Origin of the sequence: Porticoccus sp., assembly GCF_041592135.1 — a bacterium.
Lineage (GTDB): Bacteria > Pseudomonadota > Gammaproteobacteria > Pseudomonadales > Porticoccaceae > Porticoccus.
Window position 1 is genome coordinate 1 of the sequence record NZ_JBFHQR010000035.1, and the last position, 18933, is coordinate 18933.

Sequence of the window (18933 nt, forward strand, 5' to 3'; positions counted from 1 at the left end):
CCGCTGAAAGATTTTCTGGTGGAGAGCAATCGTCGTTTTCGGGAGATGGGTATCCTTCCCGACCTGGAACAAACGCGAAAGGCCAGGGTAGAGAAGTCACCGGAAGCACCGATAAGGCCGCCCGATTCGGTATCCCGCGCGAGTGAACCGGCGGCGGCCGCAGTGGGCGGTGGTCAGTGGTCAGCCAATACTGATCGCGGTGTGGGCTCTGGTCGTGAGAGTCCCACCCGCTATGGCCAGTTTATTTCCCAGTTGAAAACCCTGTTGCAATGGGAGTCCCGGGGGACTGCTCAGGATGAGAGCGGTGCCGCACCGGGCGAGCGCGTTGGCGCAGAGCAGTTGTCATCCGTGGTGGGGGACCTACAGCAGGACTGGGCCACAGCTGCGCATGACGAGCGCGAATCCGCCGGGGGCCTGCTGGAGCTGGTGGAGCAGCATCTGTCCCAGCAGGGTTGCAATCTGGGTGGTACGGAGCGGGGCGTGATCGACCTGCTCGACCGGCTCTTCGTCCGGGTCAATACCCAGACCATAGCCTCTGCGGAAATTGCCGAAGAACTGCGCAAACTGGAACTGCCGATTTTGCAGATTGCCCTGCGCGATGCCACCTTTTTTGACCGGGAAAAACATCCCGCACGACGGCTGCTGAATGAAATTGCCGAGGCGGCGATCGGCTATGTGGATGATGTCGGTCCGACCGATGATCCGGTGGCCAGGGCCATTTCCGGTGTCGTCGCTGAGCTGTGCAATGAATCCCGTCGGGATAACGTGGCGCTTACCCAGTTGTTGCTGAACTTCATTGACCTGGTGGAGAAGGAGCGGCGTCGGGTAGCGGTTCTCGAACAACGGCTGATGGAAGAAGTAACCGCTGCCGAGAAAATTAACCAGGCTCACCAGGCGGTGCTGAAGGTGTTGATGGAGCGGGTTCAGGGCAAGACGTTGCCGCGTTTTGTGATGAACTTTGCCGAGGATGCCTGGTGCAAGGTGCTGTTTCTGAACCATCTGCGATCGGGCTTTGACTCGCCGGAATGGCAGCAGAGTGTGCAATTGCTGGATCGACTGCTGGAGCTGGTGCGACTCGGCGATCGCCAGCAGACCGCGGTGAAGACGGTGCTGGACGCGATCCGCCAGAGTCTGCAGGCCATTGCCTTCGATGCCTATGATCTGGGGCGGCTGATGGGGGCCATGGAACAGTATTTTTCCGGAGAGGCTGTTGCCAGCAACCGGGTGGAGGATAGTGCGCTGTTGCACGGTATTTCGGCAAATCCCCTGGAAGAGGTCTACGTGCAGATATTGAGAACGGATATTCCCGGCAACCCGGGGGATCTGGATGACGACGATGATGACGATATCGAGGAGCAGTTTCTGCGCCGCGCCGACAGCCTGTCCCGTGGGGTCTGGGTGGAGCTGGCCGATGTGGAACCGGCCCGCAGGCGCTGCAAGGTGGCGGGGGTGATATTGCCGGCGGGCAAGTTTGTGTTTGTGAACCGCCAGGGCGCCAAGGTGGGCGAAAAGAATCGCAAGCGGGTTGCCCGGGAGCTCAAGGATGACAAGTTGCGGATGCTCGACAAGTCGCGCTTGTTTGATCAGGCCCTGCAGGGCGTGGTCGATGACATGTGTCAAAACCGCTCTCTGCACTAACCGTTTGTGCCGACCTGTCTGGTTTTCTCCCGGCTGCGCCGCCCCGGTGTCGATAGACAACCCCGCCGCGCTCTCCTAGTATTTTCATTGAATCGATGACGGCGGGGGCCCGTGCCATTAATTGTCTGATAATTGACCAACAGGGCTGGCTGGAGGGGGTGGCGCGGCGACCTTCTCCCAACCATAACCAGCGGCCCGCCCAGGCCGAGGTGTCATTGTTGGTGATCCACAATATCAGCCTGCCCCCCGGCCAGTTTGGCGGCACCAGCATCTGCGATTTTTTTACCAACTGCCTCGATGTGTCGGCACACCCCTATTTCCGGGAGATCGCGGATCTGCGGGTGTCCGCCCATCTGCTGATTGAGCGCGGTGGCGAGTTGGTGCAGTTTGTCTCGTTTGACGATCGGGCCTGGCACGCGGGACAGTCCTGTTTTGCCGGGGTCGAGAACTGCAATGATTTTTCCATCGGCATCGAACTGGAGGGTACGGATGACACGGCCTACACCGAGCAGCAGTACCAGACCCTGACCGACATTACCCGCTTGCTGATGGCGCGCTATCCGGCCATCAGCAAGCGGCATATTGTGGGCCACAGTGATATTGCCCCCGGCCGCAAAACCGACCCGGGCCAGGGGTTTGACTGGCCCCGCTACCTGAACACACTGGAGTGCTGATATGGAATTTATCGTGATCGTGATCGGCCTCCTGCTGATGCGGCAGTTGGGCTCCCTCGCCGCGGTGCAGCCCGACCGCTGGTTTCTGGGGCTGACGGGTAAACTGCGGAAGCTCTTCTCCGGTATTCCCCCGCTGGTCAAGTTTCTGGCGCTGGCTCTGCCGGTGCTGGTTCTTGCCGGGTGCCTCTGGCTGGTGACGGATCGCTGGTTGGGTATACCGCTCTTCCTGCTCAGCTTGCTGGTTTTTCTCTACAGCCTGGGGCGCGGTGACCTGGAGCGGGACGTGGCGGAATATCAGGAGGATCTGCGGCGCGGTGACGAGCAGGCGGCTTACCACGATATGGCCGCCTTCACTGAAAATCACCAGCAGGCGGAAGCGGAGAGCGCAGCGCAGGCCCACGAGGAGGCTGTCGGGATGATCGCCTATCGCTATTTCGAGCGCTATTTCGCGGTGATGTTCTGGTTCATTCTCGGCGGCGCGCCCGGCGCCCTGTTATACCGCTTGTCAGTGATCTACCACCGGCAGAGTCTGCGGGATAATCCCGATGCCGCTGTTCGCGATCGCTGGTTGTGGATTTTGGAGTGGTTGCCAGCCCGCCTGCTGGGTATCTCCCTGGCGGTGGTGGGCAACTTCCCCGCCTGCCTGGCTCGCTTCACGGCGTCATTGTTATCTTCCGCCGCAAGTGCCGAGGTGCTGGCCAGCTATGCGCTGGCGGCTTCCAAAACCAGTATCAAGGGTGAAGAGGCTGCTGTTGAGACGGATGATATCGAGGCGCTGTTTACCCGCACATTAATCTTTGCGGTATTTATGGTGGCGGTGCTGGTGGTATTGCTGTAACGGCTGGACTGAGTGCCGCGAAAGCGTATTTCTATCGATCACTAGTCATGCCAGCGAAACAGCAGGCCCGCCACTGCCAGGCACAAAATAGTCATTATTCCCAGCACCAGCAATTGTGGCGCCACGTCGATGAGTCCGGCCCCTTCAAGCATGACACCGCGGGCGGCCCTGACCAGGTGAGTCAGTGGCAGCAGCTGGGAGACCTCCCGCAGCCACTGCGGGGCGTCGTCGAGGGAAAACCACAATTCCGACAACAGCAACATCGGAAAACTGATCAGGTTGAGCAGCCCGTTGGCCAGTTCTTCGCTGGCGGTGCGCGCCGCCATCAACAGTGAAATGCTGATAATGGCCAGGTTGCCGATCACAGCGATCAGCAACAGCAACAGGTAACTGCCCGCCATCCTGAAATCGATAAACAGATTGCAGGCGGTGAACACAATGGCGGTTACCGAAAGCATGATACCCAGCCGCGACAGCGCCTGGGACAACAGAAATTCCCAGGCCCGCAAGGGCGTCGCCTGCAGGCGTTTCAACACGCCGTTTTTGCGGTAGCGGACGATGACGTAGCCGATGCCCCACAGGCCGCTGAACATCATGTTCATGGCCAGCACGCCGGGTATCACCCAGTCGATATAGCGAATTTTCTGGCCGTGCACTTCCTGTCGCAACCAGCGCTCATCTTCCCGATGGTCGCCCGCCAATAGCAGTCCTTCGAGGATGCGTCCCTTGGCCGACTCGGGATTGATCCAGTAGCGATGGGGTTCGCCGGCGGTGAGCAGGATGTCCAGCTGATGAAATTGCACCCGCCGCAGGGCGCTGTCGGCGTCCCGATATTGAATCAGGTCGATGGCGGGTTCGTCGGCAAACGGCAAATTGGTGAGGTCTTGCGGTTGTCCCGCCACCAGCAGCCCCGCCTTGAACAGGTGTTCGTTGCCTGAGGAGAAGGCGATGGCCAGTACAATCACAATAAAAGGGGTGGCGATAAACGACCAGAACAGGGAGCCTTTGTCCCGGTAATATTCCCGGTTTCGCGCCATCCACAGGGACAGTATGCGCTGCATTGCTTCAGCTCCTCAGGTGGTGGCCGGTGAGTTTCAGGAACAGGTCGTCCAGCGAGGGATTTCTGACCCGCAGTGAGCGCAGGTTGATATCCAGCGCCACCAGCTGGGAGAGGGTTTTCTCCACGGAGGTGGCGGCGATGGCGATGCAGTCCTCCCGCTGCTCCACGGCGAAGGGCAGGTCCTCCAGCGGACAATTGACATCGCCGCGGTCGATGCACACATAGCTGGAATCGAAATGCTGGCGCAACAGGCTTTGCGGTGACCCCTCGGCGATAATGTGCCCCTTGTCCATGATCACCAGCTGGTCGCACAATAACTCGGCCTCCTCCATGTAGTGGGTGGTGAGCAGAACCGTTTTGCCCCGCGCCTTGATGTTGCTGATCAGCGACCAGAAGTGGCGGCGGGACTGCGGGTCGAGACCGGTGGTGGGCTCATCCAGAAAGAGAATTTCAGGGTCGTTGATCAGCGCCACCGCCAGCAGCAGCCGCTGCCGCTGGCCACCGGACAGTCGGGTGGCGTAGGTGTCGAGAAAATCGTCCAGCTGGCACAGGGTCGCCAGTTGCTCCACGGCCAGTCGGCGGGGGTAGAAGTTGCCGAACAGTTCAAGCACTTCCCGGGCGGTCAGGTAATCCATCAGCGAGGTCGACTGGAACTGGATGCCGGTCCGTTCCAGAAAGCTTTTGTCCCGCAGTTTGCCCTTGTAAAAGATCTCCCCGGCGCTGGGTGTGGTGATGCCCTCAATCATTTCGATCGTGGTGGTCTTCCCGGCACCGTTCGGACCGAGCAACCCAAAGCAGGCTCCCTGGGGGATGGCAAATGACACCCCGTCCACCGCTTTCAGGTGGTGAAAGGTTTTGCTGAGATTGCGTATTTCCAGGATGGTGGTCATGGGTGGGGCCTGTTCACACTAATTGAATGGCCGGCGTTTTTTTAGCCGCAACCCGAAGGGCTGGTTCCAGTTTTCTGCCCACCAGTGTTGTCACTCGCCCATTTAGCGTCACGAAACATCGCTCCTTTCGTCTAACTGGAAGCAAAAATAGCCTCCGGCAGTGGTAGTCAAATTTTACTGTGAACCGGCCCTGGTGTGAGCCGGGCCTAGTGTATAGCATCTGCGGAATTATCTGTTAGGGTATGCCCCTGTCTGGAGTAGGTTATATGGCGGTACAACAAGGGGTGGTGAGCTGGGGTGAAGCGCTGCGGGTCTACAGCCGGCCACAGGTGGTCGCCATGCTGTTTTTGGGATTCGCCGCCGGCTTGTCACTGCTGCTGGTGTTCTCCACCCTGACCGCCTGGCTGCGGGATGTGGAGATCAGCCGCAGCACCATCGGCTTTTTCGGCTGGGTGGGTATTACCTACTCCGTCAAGGTCATCTGGGCGCCGGTGGTGGATCGCCTGCAACTGCCGCTGTTGACCCGCGCCCTGGGGCAGCGCCGCAGCTGGATGCTGGTCGGGCAGATCGGTGTGATGGTTGGCCTGGTGGCGATGGTGCTGTCCGACCCGACGCTGTCGCTGACCAGTATGGCCCTCTGTGCCATGCTGGTGGCGTTTTCCGCCTCGACCCAGGACATTGCCATCGATGCGTTTCGCATCGAATCGGCGGTGGACGAATTTCAGGGGGCCATGTCCGCCAGCTATATCTTCGGCTACCGCCTGGCGATGCTGGTGGCCGGTGCCGGGGCGCTGTATATCGCCGACTGGTCCGGCTGGGATGCCGCCTATCTGGTCATGGCCCTGTTGATGCTGGTGGGGGTGGTGACGGTGTTGCTGGTGTCCGAGCCGGAACACGTTGCTCCGGCAAACACCGAGGTGATGGAGCAAGCACTGAAACATCGTCTGCATGCGGATCAGCCAGGCCGCTGGCATCGGCTGGAGGCCTGGTTTGTCGGGGCGGTGGTGGCGCCCTTCGTGGAGTTCTTTCGACGCAACGGTTCCTGGGCGCTGTTGATACTGGCTTTTATCGGCCTGTACCGTCTCAGTGATATCACCATGGGGATTATGGCGAACCCGTTCTATCTGGACCTGGGGTTCAGTAAAACGGACATCGCCAATGTCGGCAAGCTGTTCGGTTTCTTCATGACCCTGGCCGGTTCATTTCTCGGCGGGCTGCTGGTGGTGCGCTACGGCATCTTCCGGCCCTTGCTGGCCGGCGCCATCATGGTGTCACTGACCAACCTGCTGTTTGTGCAACTGGCTGGTGTGGGGCCGGACCTGGTGTGGCTGGCGGTGGCGATCAGTGGCGATAACCTGAGTGGCGGGTTTGCCAACGCCGCTTTCGTGGCGTATCTGTCGAGTATGACCAACCGGGCCTATACCGCGACCCAGTACGCGCTGTTCAGCTCGCTGATGACATTGCCGGGGAAATTTTTTAGTGGTTTTTCCGGGGTGATCGTCGATGCCAGCAGCTACCAGACATTTTTTGCCTATGCGGCGTTGATGGGGTTGCCGGCGGTTTTCCTGTCCTGGTTGCTGTGGCGCCATTCCACCGGTCAGTCGTGCCAGCCGAATACGCTCAGGTCCACCTTGCCCTGAGCCACCGGGATGCCTTCCATTTCCAGCAACTGTTTTTGTCGTCGGTAGGCGGGACTCTCGGGGGGGAAGGCGATCTGGCCGTTGGCCCGCAAAACGCGGTGCCAGGGCAGTGTAGTGTCGTCCGGCAAGTGGCTGAGAACCCGGCCGATCAGGCGGGCGCCGCGGGGTAGCCGGGCATAACTGGCCAGCTGACCGTAGCTGGTGACATAGCCTTTCGGGATGGCACTGAGAACGCTGTATATCAGGACTTCCACTTCGCTTTTCATGGTTCTTTGCCTTTTCCCTGAAGCGTTCATCATAGTGAGGATACACTTGTTTCGTCCAGCGACAGCTTGAATAAACGGCAGGCGCCCCCATCATGTTGTCATGACCCGGGAGATCCTTGCTTGAGATATTTGTTCTTGCTCTTTATCGTCATGCCCATTGTTGAAATGTGGCTGTTGATTACGGTGGGGCAACAGATTGGCGCGCTGCCCACCATCGGCCTGGTGCTGCTGACAGCGGTGGTGGGGCTGTCGCTGTTGCGTCAGCAGGGCTTTGCCACCCTGTTCCGGGCGCGCAGTAAACTCGATGCCGGAGAACTGCCGGCCATGGAGGTGGCGGAGGGGTTGATTCTGGCGGTCTGTGGCGCGCTGTTATTAACCCCCGGTTTCGTCACGGATATGCTAGGCTTCGCGGGGCTTGTTCCGCTGCTGCGGCGGCGTCTGGTTTCCCGGCTGGCGGCGAAGATGGATGTGGTGAACTACGCTGAATACCATGTTGGTCAGCCTCCGCGCCAGAGTCCGGATGGTGAAAAGGGGCAGGTGGTGGACGGCGAGTGCTGGCGGGATAATGACGATCAGCGATTGCCCAAATAATAATCTGTGCCGACAGCAAATTTTTTTGGTCCGACCCCTTGAAATACATTGGGAAGCCTCCACATAAGGCTCAGCTCGGTACATCCGAACAATTTAAATAGGTAGACCATACTAGTTGGAGAAATGACAATGAAAATTCGTCCCTTACACGATCGTGTCGTGGTTCGTCGCAAGGAAGAGGAAGAGAAGACCGCTGGCGGTATTCTGCTGCCCGGGTCAGCCAAGGAAAAACCGAATCAGGGAGAAGTGGTTGCCGTCGGTATCGGCCGTGTGCTGGATAACGGCGAAGTGCGTCCGGTGGACGTCAAAGTGGGTGATGTCGTGGTGTTCGGCAAATATGCCGGCAGCGATACCATCGAGGTGGATGGCCAGGAACTGGTTATTCTCAGCGAAGGCGACATTAAAGCCGTTATCGACGGCTGAGAGCCCGAATAACAGAGTCAGTCCCGTCAACGAATTGTTTAAGGAAGGTAAGTCATGTCAGCAAAAGACGTAATGTTTGGTGATAGCGCCCGCAAACCGATGCTGGAAGGCGTTAATATTCTGGCCGATGCTGTAAAAATTACCCTCGGCCCGAAAGGTCGCAACGTGGTTCTGGATAAATCCTTTGGCGCGCCAACTGTGACCAAAGACGGTGTATCCGTTGCCAAGGAAATTGAACTGAAGGACAAGTTCCAGAATATGGGCGCGCAAATGGTCAAGGAAGTGGCCTCCAAGGCTTCCGACGAGGCCGGTGATGGCACCACCACCGCGACCGTGTTGGCCCAGTCGATTGTCAACGAAGGGTTGAAATCTGTCGCGGCGGGCATGAACCCGATGGACCTGAAGCGCGGTATTGATAAAGCTGTGACGGCGGCAGTGGCCGAAATCGCCAAACTCGCCAAGCCCTGCACAAACAGTAAAGAAATTGCTCAAGTTGGCACCATTTCCGCCAACAGTGATGTCCACGTGGGTGATATCATCGCCGAAGCCATGGACAAAGTGGGCAAGGAAGGTGTCATCACCGTTGAAGAGGGCTCCGGCCTGGAAAATGAACTGGATATCGTCGAAGGTATGCAGTTTGATCGCGGTTACCTGTCCCCCTACTTCATCAACAATCAGGAGAGCATGAGCGTCGAGCACGAGTCCCCGTTCATCCTCCTCTACGATAAGAAAATCTCCAACATCCGCGAGCTGTTGCCGCTGCTGGAAAGCGTGGCCAAGTCCGGCAAGCCGCTGGTGATCGTCGCCGAGGACGTGGAAGGCGAAGCGCTGGCGACCCTGGTGGTCAACAACCTGCGCGGCATCGTCAAGGTCGCCGCCTGTAAGGCCCCCGGTTTTGGCGATCGCCGCAAGGCAATGCTGGAAGATATCGCGGTGCTGACCGGTGGTACCGTGATTTCCGAGGAAGTGGGCATGGACCTCGAGTCCGCCACCCTGGACCACCTGGGTACGGCCAAGCGCGTGACCCTTTCCAAAGAGAACACCATTATCGTTGACGGCGCTGGCGACCACAGTGCGATCCAGTCCCGCGTCAACCAGATTCGCGCCCAGATCGAAGAGACTTCCTCTGACTACGACCGTGAGAAACTGCAAGAGCGCGTAGCCAAACTGGCTGGCGGTGTTGCCGTGATCAAGGTCGGCGCGGCTACTGAAGTGGAAATGAAAGAGAAGAAAGCCCGTGTGGAAGATGCCTTGCACGCCACCCGCGCTGCGGTTGAAGAAGGTGTCGTCCCCGGTGGCGGTGTCGCCCTGATCCGCGCACTGCAGGCCATCGAAGGTCTGACCGGTGACAACGACGACCAGACAGTTGGTATTAACCTGGCGCGCCGCGCCATGGAAGCCCCGCTGCGCCAGATCGTCACCAACGCGGGTGAAGAAGGCTCTGTGGTTGTCGACAAGGTCAAGGCCGGCGAGGGCAACTTCGGCTACAACGCCGGAACCAGCGTCTACGGTGACATGATCGCCATGGGTATCCTCGACCCGGCCAAGGTGACGCGCACCGCATTGCAGGCGGCGGGTTCCATTGCCGGTTTGATGATCACCACCGAAGCGATGGTGGCGGATTCACCGTCAGATAACGCAGGTGATATGGGCGGTATGGGCGGCATGGGTGGCATGGGCGGTATGGGCGGTATGATGTAACGGCTGTCCACCGCTGTGTGTACCCTGAAAAGCCCCGCCAAGCGGGGCTTTTTATTTGCCGGAACTTTATGACAAAATTGCCTGTAAGGAAGAACCTCCTATAACCCTTTGTTCCCTAGGGTTGTAGCGGGTTGTTGCTGAAAGGGGAATCGCTGGCGAAGATGGCAGCGGATATAACAACTAGAACGTCACAAAACCCAACAAACTAGCATCTAGCTGCTAAGGAGATACATATGTCACTTGAATTTATCAACTTCCTGGCCCGGTGGGGCCACCTGCTGTTCGGTATTACCTGGATCGGTATGCTCTACTATTTCAACTTCGTGCAGGGTGGCTACTTCAAACAGGCCACCCCTGAAGCGTTGGCTGATGCGAAGGCCAAACTGGCACCCAGTGCCCTCTGGTGGTTCCGCTGGGGCGCCATGTTCACCTTCATCACCGGTGTTATCCTGCTGGCGGGTGTCGGCAAGCAGCACGTTATGAACGAATTCATCGAAGTCGGCGCCCTGTTGGGTACCCTGATGTTTTTGAATGTCTGGCTGGTGATCTGGCCGGCCCAACAGGTTGCCCTGGGTATGAAAGAGGGCAATGGCCCCGCCGCCGGTGCCAAGGCACTGCTGGCGTCGCGCACCAATACACTGTTCTCCGCGCCGATGGCCTATTTCATGCTGGCCTCTCCGCACCTGGGTTACAGCGCCGACCACCTGACATCCGCCAATGGCGGTGGTGCCGGTCTGTATCTGGCCGTTGCCATTGTCTTGGTTCTCGAAGCCAACGCGCTGTTCGGTAAACAGGGTCCGATGACCACAGTGCGCGGTGTGATTGTTTCCAGCCTGGTCCTGACCGCTGTGCTGGTCGGTTCGCTCTACCTGCTGTAAATCCCTTTCGGGAAAAACCGGCCTTATGGCCGGTTTTTTTATGTATGGCGTATAATGCCAGCCTCACATATCCGTGCTGTTATCCCAACCACCTTTTGACGAGAGGCCTGCTCAAGGTTTGATTGATTATGAGTGACAGGGACTTTAACCGTTTTGACCCCATCGTACCGACCAGTGATGACCGCATTGGTCGCGGGGAGGGGCGGGAGCGCGGCCCGGACAATGTCCGGCCCAAGCGTGAAAAGCCTCCCGCCAAACCGCGTTCGTCCGGCGGCGCAGGGACATTCTGGAAATTTTTGCTGCTGGTGTTGCTGGTGGGACTCGGTGGACTGGGTTACTTCGTGGTCGAGCAAACCCGGCATTTTGAGGCGTTGCAAACCCGTTTCAATGATCTGGAAGCCAAGATCGTGTCCACCGATGAATCGTTGAATCAGTCGGGTGCGGCGCTGTCCATCAAGCTCAAGGATCATCAAAAGAGCATTGATGAGCAGTGGTCAGAGATCAAGAAATTATGGGGCGTGGCCTACGACAAGAATCGCAAGACCATTGAAGAACAGGGCAAGTCCCTGGCTGGCCAGGATAAGGTGATCAAGGAATTGCAGACTTCGATGTCGGCGCGCAAAAAAGAGATCGCGGCGCTCGACAGCAAGGTGGGCAATGCCAGCAAGTCAGTGGAAACCGCCGCCAGCGCGGCGCTGGCGGCCAAGCTGGAAGTGAATGATATGGTCAGCCAGGTACAGGACATGGCCGATCGACTCAATCGCGTGGAAAAAAGCCTCAAGGATTCCCAGCAGAATATAAATGGCCGCATCGCGGTAAACGAAGAGGCCATCAGGGCGATTGATGCCTACCGCCTGCAAATCAATCGCGACCTGCAATTGATCAAGCAGCAGCTGGGTGGGCCGCCCGGTTAATCCCTGAGTGATAGCGTGTCTGTGTAATTAAAGTGTTGTGAGAGTGTGAAATGACTGTAATTCGACAAAATGACCTGATTGAAAGCGTTGCCGATGCGCTGCAATTTATTTCCTATTTCCACCCGGTGGATTTTATCCAAGCGGTCAACGAGGCCTATGAGCGGGAAGAATCCCAGGCCGCCAAGGACGCCATGGCGCAGATTCTGATCAACTCGCGCATGTGCGCCATGGGGCACCGCCCGATCTGTCAGGACACCGGCATCGTCAACGTGTTCGTCAAAGTCGGCATGAACGTGCAGTGGGAAGGTGACATGAGCGTCACCGATATGATCAATGAGGGCGTGCGCCGCGCCTACACCCACCCCGACAACGTGCTGCGCGCCTCCGTGCTGGCGGACCCGGACGGTGCCCGCAAGAATACCGGAGACAATACCCCGGCGGTGATCAACTACGAAATCGTGCCCGGCGATACCGTGGAGATTGATGTGGCCGCCAAGGGCGGCGGCTCCGAAGCCAAGTCAAAATTCGCCATGCTCAACCCGTCTGACTCCGTGGTGGAGTGGGTGCTGGAGCAGGTGCCGAAAATGGGTGCCGGTTGGTGTCCGCCGGGCATGCTCGGTATCGGTATCGGCGGCACAGCCGAAAAAGCCATGCTGCTGGCCAAGGAATCGCTGATGGAGCCCATCGACATTCACGAACTGCAGGCCCGCGGTGCGTCCAACCGCGCCGAAGAGCTGCGCCTGGAGCTGTTTGACAAGGTGAATGCACTGGGTATCGGCGCCCAGGGCCTCGGCGGTTTGACCACCGTACTGGATATCAAGGTAAAGGACTTCCCCGCCCACGCGGCCAACAAGGCGGTGGCGATGATTCCGAACTGTGCCGCCACCCGCCATACCCATTTCAAACTGGACGGCAGTGGCCCGGCCAAACAGGTGCCGCCGAGCATCGAGGACTGGCCGGAAATTGCCTGGGAAGTGGGCGACAGCGTGCGCCGGGTCAACCTGGACACGGTGACCAGCGAGGACATCAAGGACTGGAAGACCGGTGAAACCCTGCTGTTGTCCGGCAAGATGCTCACCGGTCGCGACGCCGCCCACAAGCGCATGGTGGATATGCTGGCCAAGGGTGAAAAACTGCCGGTGGATCTGACCGGTCGCTTTATTTACTACGTTGGGCCGGTTGATCCGGTGCGCGAAGAGGTGGTCGGTCCCGCCGGCCCCACCACCGCCACCCGCATGGACAAATTTACCCGCACCATGCTCGAACAAACCGGCCTGATCGGCATGATCGGCAAGGCTGAGCGAGGTCCCACCGCAATTGAGGCCATTCGCGACAACCAGGCTGTGTACCTGATGGCGGTGGGCGGTTCGGCCTACCTGGTTTCCAAGGCGATCACCAGCGCCAAAATAGTGGCTTTTGAAGACCTGGGCATGGAGGCGATCTACGAGTTCGAGATCGTCGATATGCCGGTCACTGTGGCGGTGGATACCAGGGGTGAATCGGTGCACCAGACCGGACCGAAAGTCTGGCAGGCGAAGATTGAGGAGCGCAAGCTCGCCATCTGAGCCCTTTCCCCTGGAATGACCAAGGCCGGGGCAAACAGCCCCGGCTTTTTTTTGAACTAGACTTATGGGTTATGCCAAAAGGATAAGTTGGCTCTCCTTTGTCGAGACTACTTGAAGAATGGAAGCCACTTTTTTGAAAAGACGACCTTTATTTTATTAAAAAGTTCTTCCGGATGAGGAAAAAATAAAGCGGGTGTATTATCATTACAGCCACTGTTTTTACTGTGCAGGCAAGGTTGCCTGTTTTTAAATTGAAATTAAGGAATGGGGAAGTTTATGAAAAAGCTTGCTGCTGTTATTGGTGTATCCGTGCTGGCCATGTCGGCGTCAGTGTTCGCTCAGGAAGGTTTGTATCTCGGCCCATCGCTGGGTTATTACTACCTGGATAGCGAGCGCGTTGTCAGTGGACATGATGAGGCGGGTGTTCTGGGCTTGAACGTCGGTTACCGTTTTTTCAATGACTGGGCACTGGAAGCCAGTTATGGCCACGATGTGGCCGGTGATGACCTGGAAGTGGCGCAAATCAATGCCTACTTCTGGTTGGGTGAGGACAACGGCGGTTGGCGCCCTTACGTCGTTTCCGGTGTTAGCTACTATGACCGCGATGGCGAAAATAATTTGCAGAAAGACGAAGAGTACACTTGGCAGGTGCAGGCAGGTCTGGGCCTTTCCAAGATGTTGACTGACCAGTTAGAGTTCCGCGGTGATGCTCGTTTGGCTCACAAGGTACGTGAAGGTCACGGCGGTATCAATGACGGTTCGGTGAATTTCGCCTTGAACTATTACTTCAATGAGCCGGCAGCCCCCGTTGTGGAACAGCCGGTGGCGCCTCGTGAGCCTGAAATGCCTGCCCCGCCGCCGGAAACCCGTTCCATTACCGTGCGCCTGAACGTCGAGTTTGAATTCGACAAGGCCGTTGTCCGCGCCATCTACGGCGATGAACTGCAAGCCGTTGCCAATGCCATGAAAGTTCACGATGACATTACCCTGGTGCTCGAAGGCCACACCGACTCCAAAGGTTCCGACAGCTATAACCAGGACCTGTCCGCCCGTCGCGCTGCAGCGGTTAAAGCCAGAATCGTTGAAGAGTACGGTATTGACCCGAGCCGCATCAGCACCGAAGGTTACGGTGAAAGCCGTCCGATCGCGGACAACAACACTGACGAAGGTCGCGCTCGCAACCGCCGCGTAGTGGGCGAGATGAGCTACACTGAAGTGGCAGAGTAATCTGACCGGATTGTGCAAACTTGCACAACATCAAAACGGCGTCCTTGGGCGCCGTTTTTTTTGTTGAACGATCCACGGGAACGGGAGCTGGGAGCAGGTGAATACCCTTTATTGGCACGACTACGAATCCTTTGGCACGGATCCCTCCCGGGATTGCCCCTCGCAGTTTGCCGGAGTGCGCACCGACGAAAACCTCAATGTCATCGGCGCTCCGCTCTCCCTGTACTGCCAGCCGCCAACCGACCGTTTGCCCTCGCCCATGGCGTGCCTTGTCACGGGGATTACCCCGCAAAAGGCCCGGGAGCAGGGCGTGTTGGAGCCGGCTTTTATCGAACAGATTCACCGGGAGCTGTCCCGGCCCGGTACCTGTGGGGTGGGTTACAACAGCATCCGCTTTGACGACGAGGTCACCCGCTACGCACTCTACCGCAATTTCTACGATCCCTATGAGCGGGAGTGGAAGCACGGCAATTCCCGCTGGGACATCATCGATATGGTCAGGCTGGCCAGGGCATTGCGGCCGGACGGCATCGAGTGGCCCAATTACGAGGACGGTTCCCCCTGTTTCAAGCTGGAACAGCTGACCCTGGCCAACGGCCTCGTTCACGAGTCGGCTCACGATGCCCTGTCGGATGTGATGGCGACCATCGCCATGGCCCGCCTGGTGCGGGAGAAACAGCCGAAACTGTACCAGTACATTTATGAACATCGTTTGAAACACAAGGTGGCGGGCTTGATCGATCTGCAGCGGCAAACGCCTTTTCTGCATGTGTCCGGCAAATTGCCCCGGGACAATGGCTATACCGCCCTGATGTTGCCTCTGGCCAAGCACCCATCAAACAGCAATGCCATTATCTGTTTTAACCTGTTGGGTGACGCCGGCGCCCTGCTCGACCTCGCCCCGGAGCAGATACGCGAGCGGCTGTTCACCCGGGCGGAGGACCTGCCCGAGGGGATCGAGCGGTTGCCGCTGAAAAATGTGCAGATCAACCGCTGTCCGGTGGTGGCCACCGCCAAATTGCTGGACGCGCCAGCCGCTGAACGGCTCGGTATCGACCTGCAGCGTTGCGAGCGCAACCGCCAGTTGTTGCTGGGGCACGATCTCTCGGCCAAGCTGGCCCAGGTCTTTGCCGGACAGATGTTCGAGAAAACAGATGATGTGGAGCGCCGTCTCTACGATGGCTTTCTCGGCGATGGCGACCGGCTGTTGCTGTCCGAGGTGCGGGCTGCCAGCCCGGCTGAACTGGCGGCGGACAGCTTTCACTTCCGCGATGAGCGCTATCAGCAGCTGCTGTTGCTCTACCGGGCCAGGAATTATCCGCAAACCCTGAGCGAGGAGGAGCTGCACCTGTGGGAAGAGCGGCGCTTTCACCGCCTCACCAGTCCGGCCAGCGGTTACCTCTGCCTGGAGGCCTACCACGCCGAGATCGACCAGTTGCTGGGCAAGGCCGATGTCAGCGAGCGGGATCGCGCACTGCTCCATGCGCTGCAGGAATGGGGCGACCAGATTTTATAGTGGCGGGGCCGCTGGTTCGCATTCGGCAAACTCGCTAAAATGCAGCGCTTGGTTGGCCATCCGTGGGGGCATTGTGGAATTCAAGGGCAGCAGTATTCTTTCCATCAGTCAGTTTGAGCGCGGAGACATCGACCGTATTTTCCGGGTTGCCGACGGCATGGAGCCCTATGCCCAGCGCCGCAAGGTCACCCGCGTGCTGGAAGGTGCCATTCTCGGCAACATGTTCTTCGAGGCCAGTACCCGCACCCGTATCAGCTTTGGCAGCGCCTTCAACCTGCTCGGCGGCGAGGTGCGTGAAACCGTTGGGTTTGAGGCCTCCGCGCTGGCCAAGGGCGAATCCCTGCAGGATACCGCCAGGGTGCTGTCCGGCTTCAGCGATATCATCTGTATGCGCCATCCCCAGTCCGGTTCAGTGGCCGACTTCGCCAGTGCCAGCCGGGTGCCGGTGATCAACGGTGGCGACGGCAGTAATGAACACCCCAGCCAGGCGCTGCTGGATCTCTACACCATCGAGAAGGAACTGAAGGGCCACGGCCGCCAGCTCGACGGCCTGCGCATTGCCATGATCGGTGACCTGAAACACGGCCGCACGGTGCACTCCCTGTGCAAGCTGTTGATGCTGTTCAAGCAGGTGTCCGTACAACTGGTGTCCCCGCTGGAACTGGCCATGCCCAGGGAACTGGTGGAGGATATGTGCGCCGCCGGTGTCCGCGTGGAAGAGTCCGAGCGCCTCGAATCCAGTATTTCCCACGTGGACATTGTCTATTCCACCCGGATTCAGGAAGAGCGCTTTTCCAGCAAGGACGAGGCGGACTTGTACCGCGGCCGCTTCCGCCTCAATCAGGCCATTTACACCTCCCATTGCGAACCCAATACGGTGATCATGCACCCACTGCCGCGGGATTCCCGGGCCGAGGCCAATGAGCTCGACAGCGATCTGGACAGCAATCCGAATCTGGCCATTTTCCGCCAGACCGACAACGGCCTGCTGGTGCGCATGGCGCTGTTTGCCATGATTCTCGATGTCACCCGGTCGATTGAGAAATATGCCACGGAAGTGCGCTGGTACAATCCCCGTCAGCCGGCGTAACACTGAACCGCCTTGCGGTTGCCTGTCCATAACAACAAGAGTTAGTCATACGACCACTATGAGTGAATTTGACGATATCCGTCCCTACTACGATGCCGAAGTCCCGGGCGTACTCGACCGCCTGGCCGCCAGTCGCGAGTTTATTGATACCCTGATGTCCATCAAGTACCCCTTGATGGGGCACCTTGCTCCCTGGCTGATGCGCCCGCTGATTGCCCGGGTATTGCGTCAGACCTTTGCGAAAATCCACTGTGTGCGGGATTTTCAGGAAGCGGTCGGTGTCAGCATGGGCAACCTGCTGCAGAAAATCGACTGCAACCTGACGGTCTCCGGCCTGGACAAGCTGGATCCCGACAGCGCCTATCTGTTTATGAGCAACCATCGCGATATCGCCATGGACCCGGCCTTTGTCAATTTCGTGCTCTACCGCAATGGTTGCGATACGGTGCGCATCGCCATCGGCGACAACCTGCTGACCAAGGACTTTGCCGCGGACCTGATACGCATCAACAAGAGCTTTATCGTCAAGCGCTCGGTAGAGGGGCGCCGGGATAAGCTCGCCGCGCTGCTGCAACTGTCGCGCTACATCCGGTTTTCCCTGCTGCAAGAACAGGCCCCGGTGTGGATTGCCCAGCGCGAGGGGCGCGCCAAGGACGGGATCGACAAAACGGAAAAAGCCCTGCTGAAAATGTTGTCCCTGAGCAAAGCCAGGGAGCAAACCTTTGCCGAGGCCATCCGTGAGTTGAAGGTGGTGCCGGTGGCCATCTCCTACGAACTGGACCCCCTCGACGCGGCCAAGGGCCGGGAGCTGCACGCCAAGCAGACGGCCGGAGCCTATCAAAAAGAGGAACACGAGGACTTGCTGAGCATCTACCAGGGAATTGTCGGGCGCAAGGGCGCGGTTCACGTGGCATTTGGCGAGCCCCTGGAGCAGGGTATTGAGACCCCCGAGGAGATGGCTGAGAACGTGGACCGGCAGATCATCGGCAACTACCGCCTGCACCCCACCAACATCATCGCCTTCCAGAAGCTCGAGGGCGATCAGCCGCAGCTGGCGAGCTGGAAAGCGCAGATGCAGTGTGACTGGCAGAAAAAGACCCGGGCCTTTGAGGCGCGCATCAACGCCATGCCCGAGGCCCATCGCAGTATCGTCCTCAATATGTACGCCAACCCGGTGCGCAGCAAGCTCAGACTGGGTCTCGGCTGACGGTGCTGGAAGCCGAGCTGAGAGATCAGATTCAGCAGGGCTACCGGACCTTTCTGGAAGCCAATGGGCTGCGCCCGCGGTTGGGGCAAAGGCAGATGATTGCCGCCATCGCCAACTGCCTGGCGGCCATTGAAAGCGATGCCGAAGGCCGGCGACTGGCGGGCAACCCCATCGCCGTGGTGGAAGCCGGCACCGGCACCGGCAAGACCCTCTCCTATCTGTTGGCGGCGCTGCCCATCGCCCGGGCCCGGGGCAAGCGGGTGGTGATTGCCACCGGCACCGTGGCGCTGCAAGAGCAGTTGGTTAACCGCGACATTCCGAATTTGCTGGCGAGCACCGGCTGGGATTATCGCATTGCCCTGGCCAAGGGTCGCGGCCGCTATCTGTGCCCGGTGCGTTTGGAGCAGTGCCTGGATAGCGCAACGGCCAGGGACAGCGGCCTGTTCCTGTTCGAGGATGAAGTCAGCTTTAACCCCACCGCCAATCTCATCGCCAGTTACCGGGCCATGGACCAGGCGCTGCAGGCCGGAAGCTGGCCAGGAGACCGGGACAGCTGGTCCGAATCCCTGGAGGACCACGACTGGCGCCCGCTGACAGTGGATCGCCGCCAGTGCACCGGGCGGCGCTGCCGCTTGATTCGGCAGTGCTGTTTTTTCAATGCCCGCGACGAATTGGATGAGGCGGAGTGCATTGTCGCCAACCAGGATCTGGTGATGGCCGATCTTGAGGAGCGCAAGCAGGTCGGGATCAGCCGGTACGGCACCGCGCTCCAGGTCGGTAACGGGCGCGACATGTTGAAGGACGCATACGACGAG

Annotated in this window: 18 protein-coding genes; 15 read left to right on the top strand and 3 right to left on the bottom strand. The window is 58.8% G+C overall.

Going from position 1 to position 18933, the window contains the following annotated elements; translation table 11 throughout:
• From ABY948_RS05200 to ampE, 3 genes are all read left to right on the top strand, one after another.
• Positions 1–1638: DUF1631 family protein (locus ABY948_RS05200; protein WP_461481453.1), on the top strand; the 1638-nt coding region annotated here is incomplete at its 5' end.
• Between the two features lie 95 nt (positions 1639–1733).
• Complete coding sequence (gene ampD / locus ABY948_RS05205; protein ID WP_461481454.1) at positions 1734–2312, top strand: 1,6-anhydro-N-acetylmuramyl-L-alanine amidase AmpD; 579 nt, start codon at positions 1734–1736, stop codon at positions 2310–2312.
• A 1-nt stretch (position 2313) separates the two neighbouring features.
• A complete protein-coding gene (gene ampE / locus ABY948_RS05210; RefSeq protein ID WP_461481455.1) occupies positions 2314–3150 on the top strand; it encodes a regulatory signaling modulator protein AmpE in 837 nt (278 codons plus the stop codon).
• A 41-nt stretch (positions 3151–3191) separates the two neighbouring features.
• Here ampE and ABY948_RS05215 read toward each other — a convergent pair whose 3' ends face one another.
• Both ABY948_RS05215 and ABY948_RS05220 read right to left on the bottom strand, forming a co-directional pair.
• Entirely contained in the window at positions 3192–4211 is a 1020-nt protein-coding gene (locus ABY948_RS05215) for an ABC transporter permease (RefSeq protein ID WP_461481456.1), read from the bottom strand.
• Positions 4212–4215: 4 nt separating this feature from the next.
• Positions 4216–5100 carry an ABC transporter ATP-binding protein gene (locus tag ABY948_RS05220; RefSeq protein ID WP_461481457.1) on the bottom strand — a complete coding sequence of 295 codons (885 nt, stop codon included), beginning with the start codon at positions 5098–5100 and terminating at the stop codon, positions 4216–4218.
• A 266-nt stretch (positions 5101–5366) separates the two neighbouring features.
• Here ABY948_RS05220 and ABY948_RS05225 point away from each other — a divergent pair, with 266 nt between their 5' ends.
• A complete protein-coding gene (locus tag ABY948_RS05225) occupies positions 5367–6740 on the top strand; it encodes an AmpG family muropeptide MFS transporter (protein WP_461481458.1) in 1374 nt (457 codons plus the stop codon).
• Here ABY948_RS05225 and ABY948_RS05230 read toward each other — a convergent pair.
• Positions 6698–7006, bottom strand: a complete 309-nt coding sequence (locus ABY948_RS05230; RefSeq protein ID WP_461481459.1) for an MGMT family protein — start codon at positions 7004–7006, stop codon at positions 6698–6700. The genes ABY948_RS05225 and ABY948_RS05230 overlap by 43 nt on opposite strands.
• A gap of 120 nt (positions 7007–7126) precedes the next feature.
• Here ABY948_RS05230 and ABY948_RS05235 point away from each other — a divergent pair, with 120 nt between their 5' ends.
• From ABY948_RS05235 to ABY948_RS05285, 11 genes are all read left to right on the top strand, one after another.
• Positions 7127–7597 (top strand): FxsA family protein, encoded by a 471-nt coding sequence (locus tag ABY948_RS05235; protein WP_461481460.1) that lies wholly within the window; start codon positions 7127–7129, stop codon positions 7595–7597.
• A 129-nt stretch (positions 7598–7726) separates the two neighbouring features.
• The gene (locus tag ABY948_RS05240; RefSeq protein ID WP_461481461.1) at positions 7727–8020 is read left to right on the top strand and encodes a co-chaperone GroES; all 294 of its coding nucleotides are present in this window, start codon (positions 7727–7729) and stop codon (positions 8018–8020) included.
• A gap of 54 nt (positions 8021–8074) precedes the next feature.
• On the top strand, positions 8075–9721 hold the full coding sequence (groL, locus tag ABY948_RS05245) for a chaperonin GroEL (RefSeq protein WP_461481462.1): 1647 nt from the start codon (positions 8075–8077) through the stop codon (positions 9719–9721).
• A 233-nt stretch (positions 9722–9954) separates the two neighbouring features.
• On the top strand, positions 9955–10599 hold the full coding sequence (locus ABY948_RS05250; protein WP_461481463.1) for a urate hydroxylase PuuD: 645 nt from the start codon (positions 9955–9957) through the stop codon (positions 10597–10599).
• A 128-nt stretch (positions 10600–10727) separates the two neighbouring features.
• Entirely contained in the window at positions 10728–11513 is a 786-nt protein-coding gene (locus tag ABY948_RS05255; protein ID WP_461481464.1) for a hypothetical protein, read from the top strand.
• Positions 11514–11563: 50 nt separating this feature from the next.
• On the top strand, positions 11564–13078 hold the full coding sequence (locus tag ABY948_RS05260; RefSeq protein ID WP_461481465.1) for a fumarate hydratase: 1515 nt from the start codon (positions 11564–11566) through the stop codon (positions 13076–13078).
• A 276-nt stretch (positions 13079–13354) separates the two neighbouring features.
• Positions 13355–14305, top strand: coding sequence for an OmpA family protein (locus tag ABY948_RS05265; protein ID WP_461481466.1), 951 nt, complete (start codon positions 13355–13357; stop codon positions 14303–14305).
• Positions 14306–14402: 97 nt separating this feature from the next.
• On the top strand, positions 14403–15821 hold the full coding sequence (sbcB, locus tag ABY948_RS05270) for an exodeoxyribonuclease I (RefSeq protein ID WP_461481467.1): 1419 nt from the start codon (positions 14403–14405) through the stop codon (positions 15819–15821).
• 73 nt (positions 15822–15894) lie between these two features.
• The gene (locus ABY948_RS05275; protein ID WP_461481470.1) at positions 15895–16911 is read left to right on the top strand and encodes an aspartate carbamoyltransferase; all 1017 of its coding nucleotides are present in this window, start codon (positions 15895–15897) and stop codon (positions 16909–16911) included.
• A 58-nt stretch (positions 16912–16969) separates the two neighbouring features.
• Positions 16970–18118 (top strand): 1-acyl-sn-glycerol-3-phosphate acyltransferase, encoded by a 1149-nt coding sequence (locus ABY948_RS05280; RefSeq protein WP_461481468.1) that lies wholly within the window; start codon positions 16970–16972, stop codon positions 18116–18118.
• Between the two features lie 2 nt (positions 18119–18120).
• A partial coding sequence (locus ABY948_RS05285; protein WP_461481469.1) for a DEAD/DEAH box helicase occupies positions 18121–18933 on the top strand: 813 nt, incomplete at its 3' end.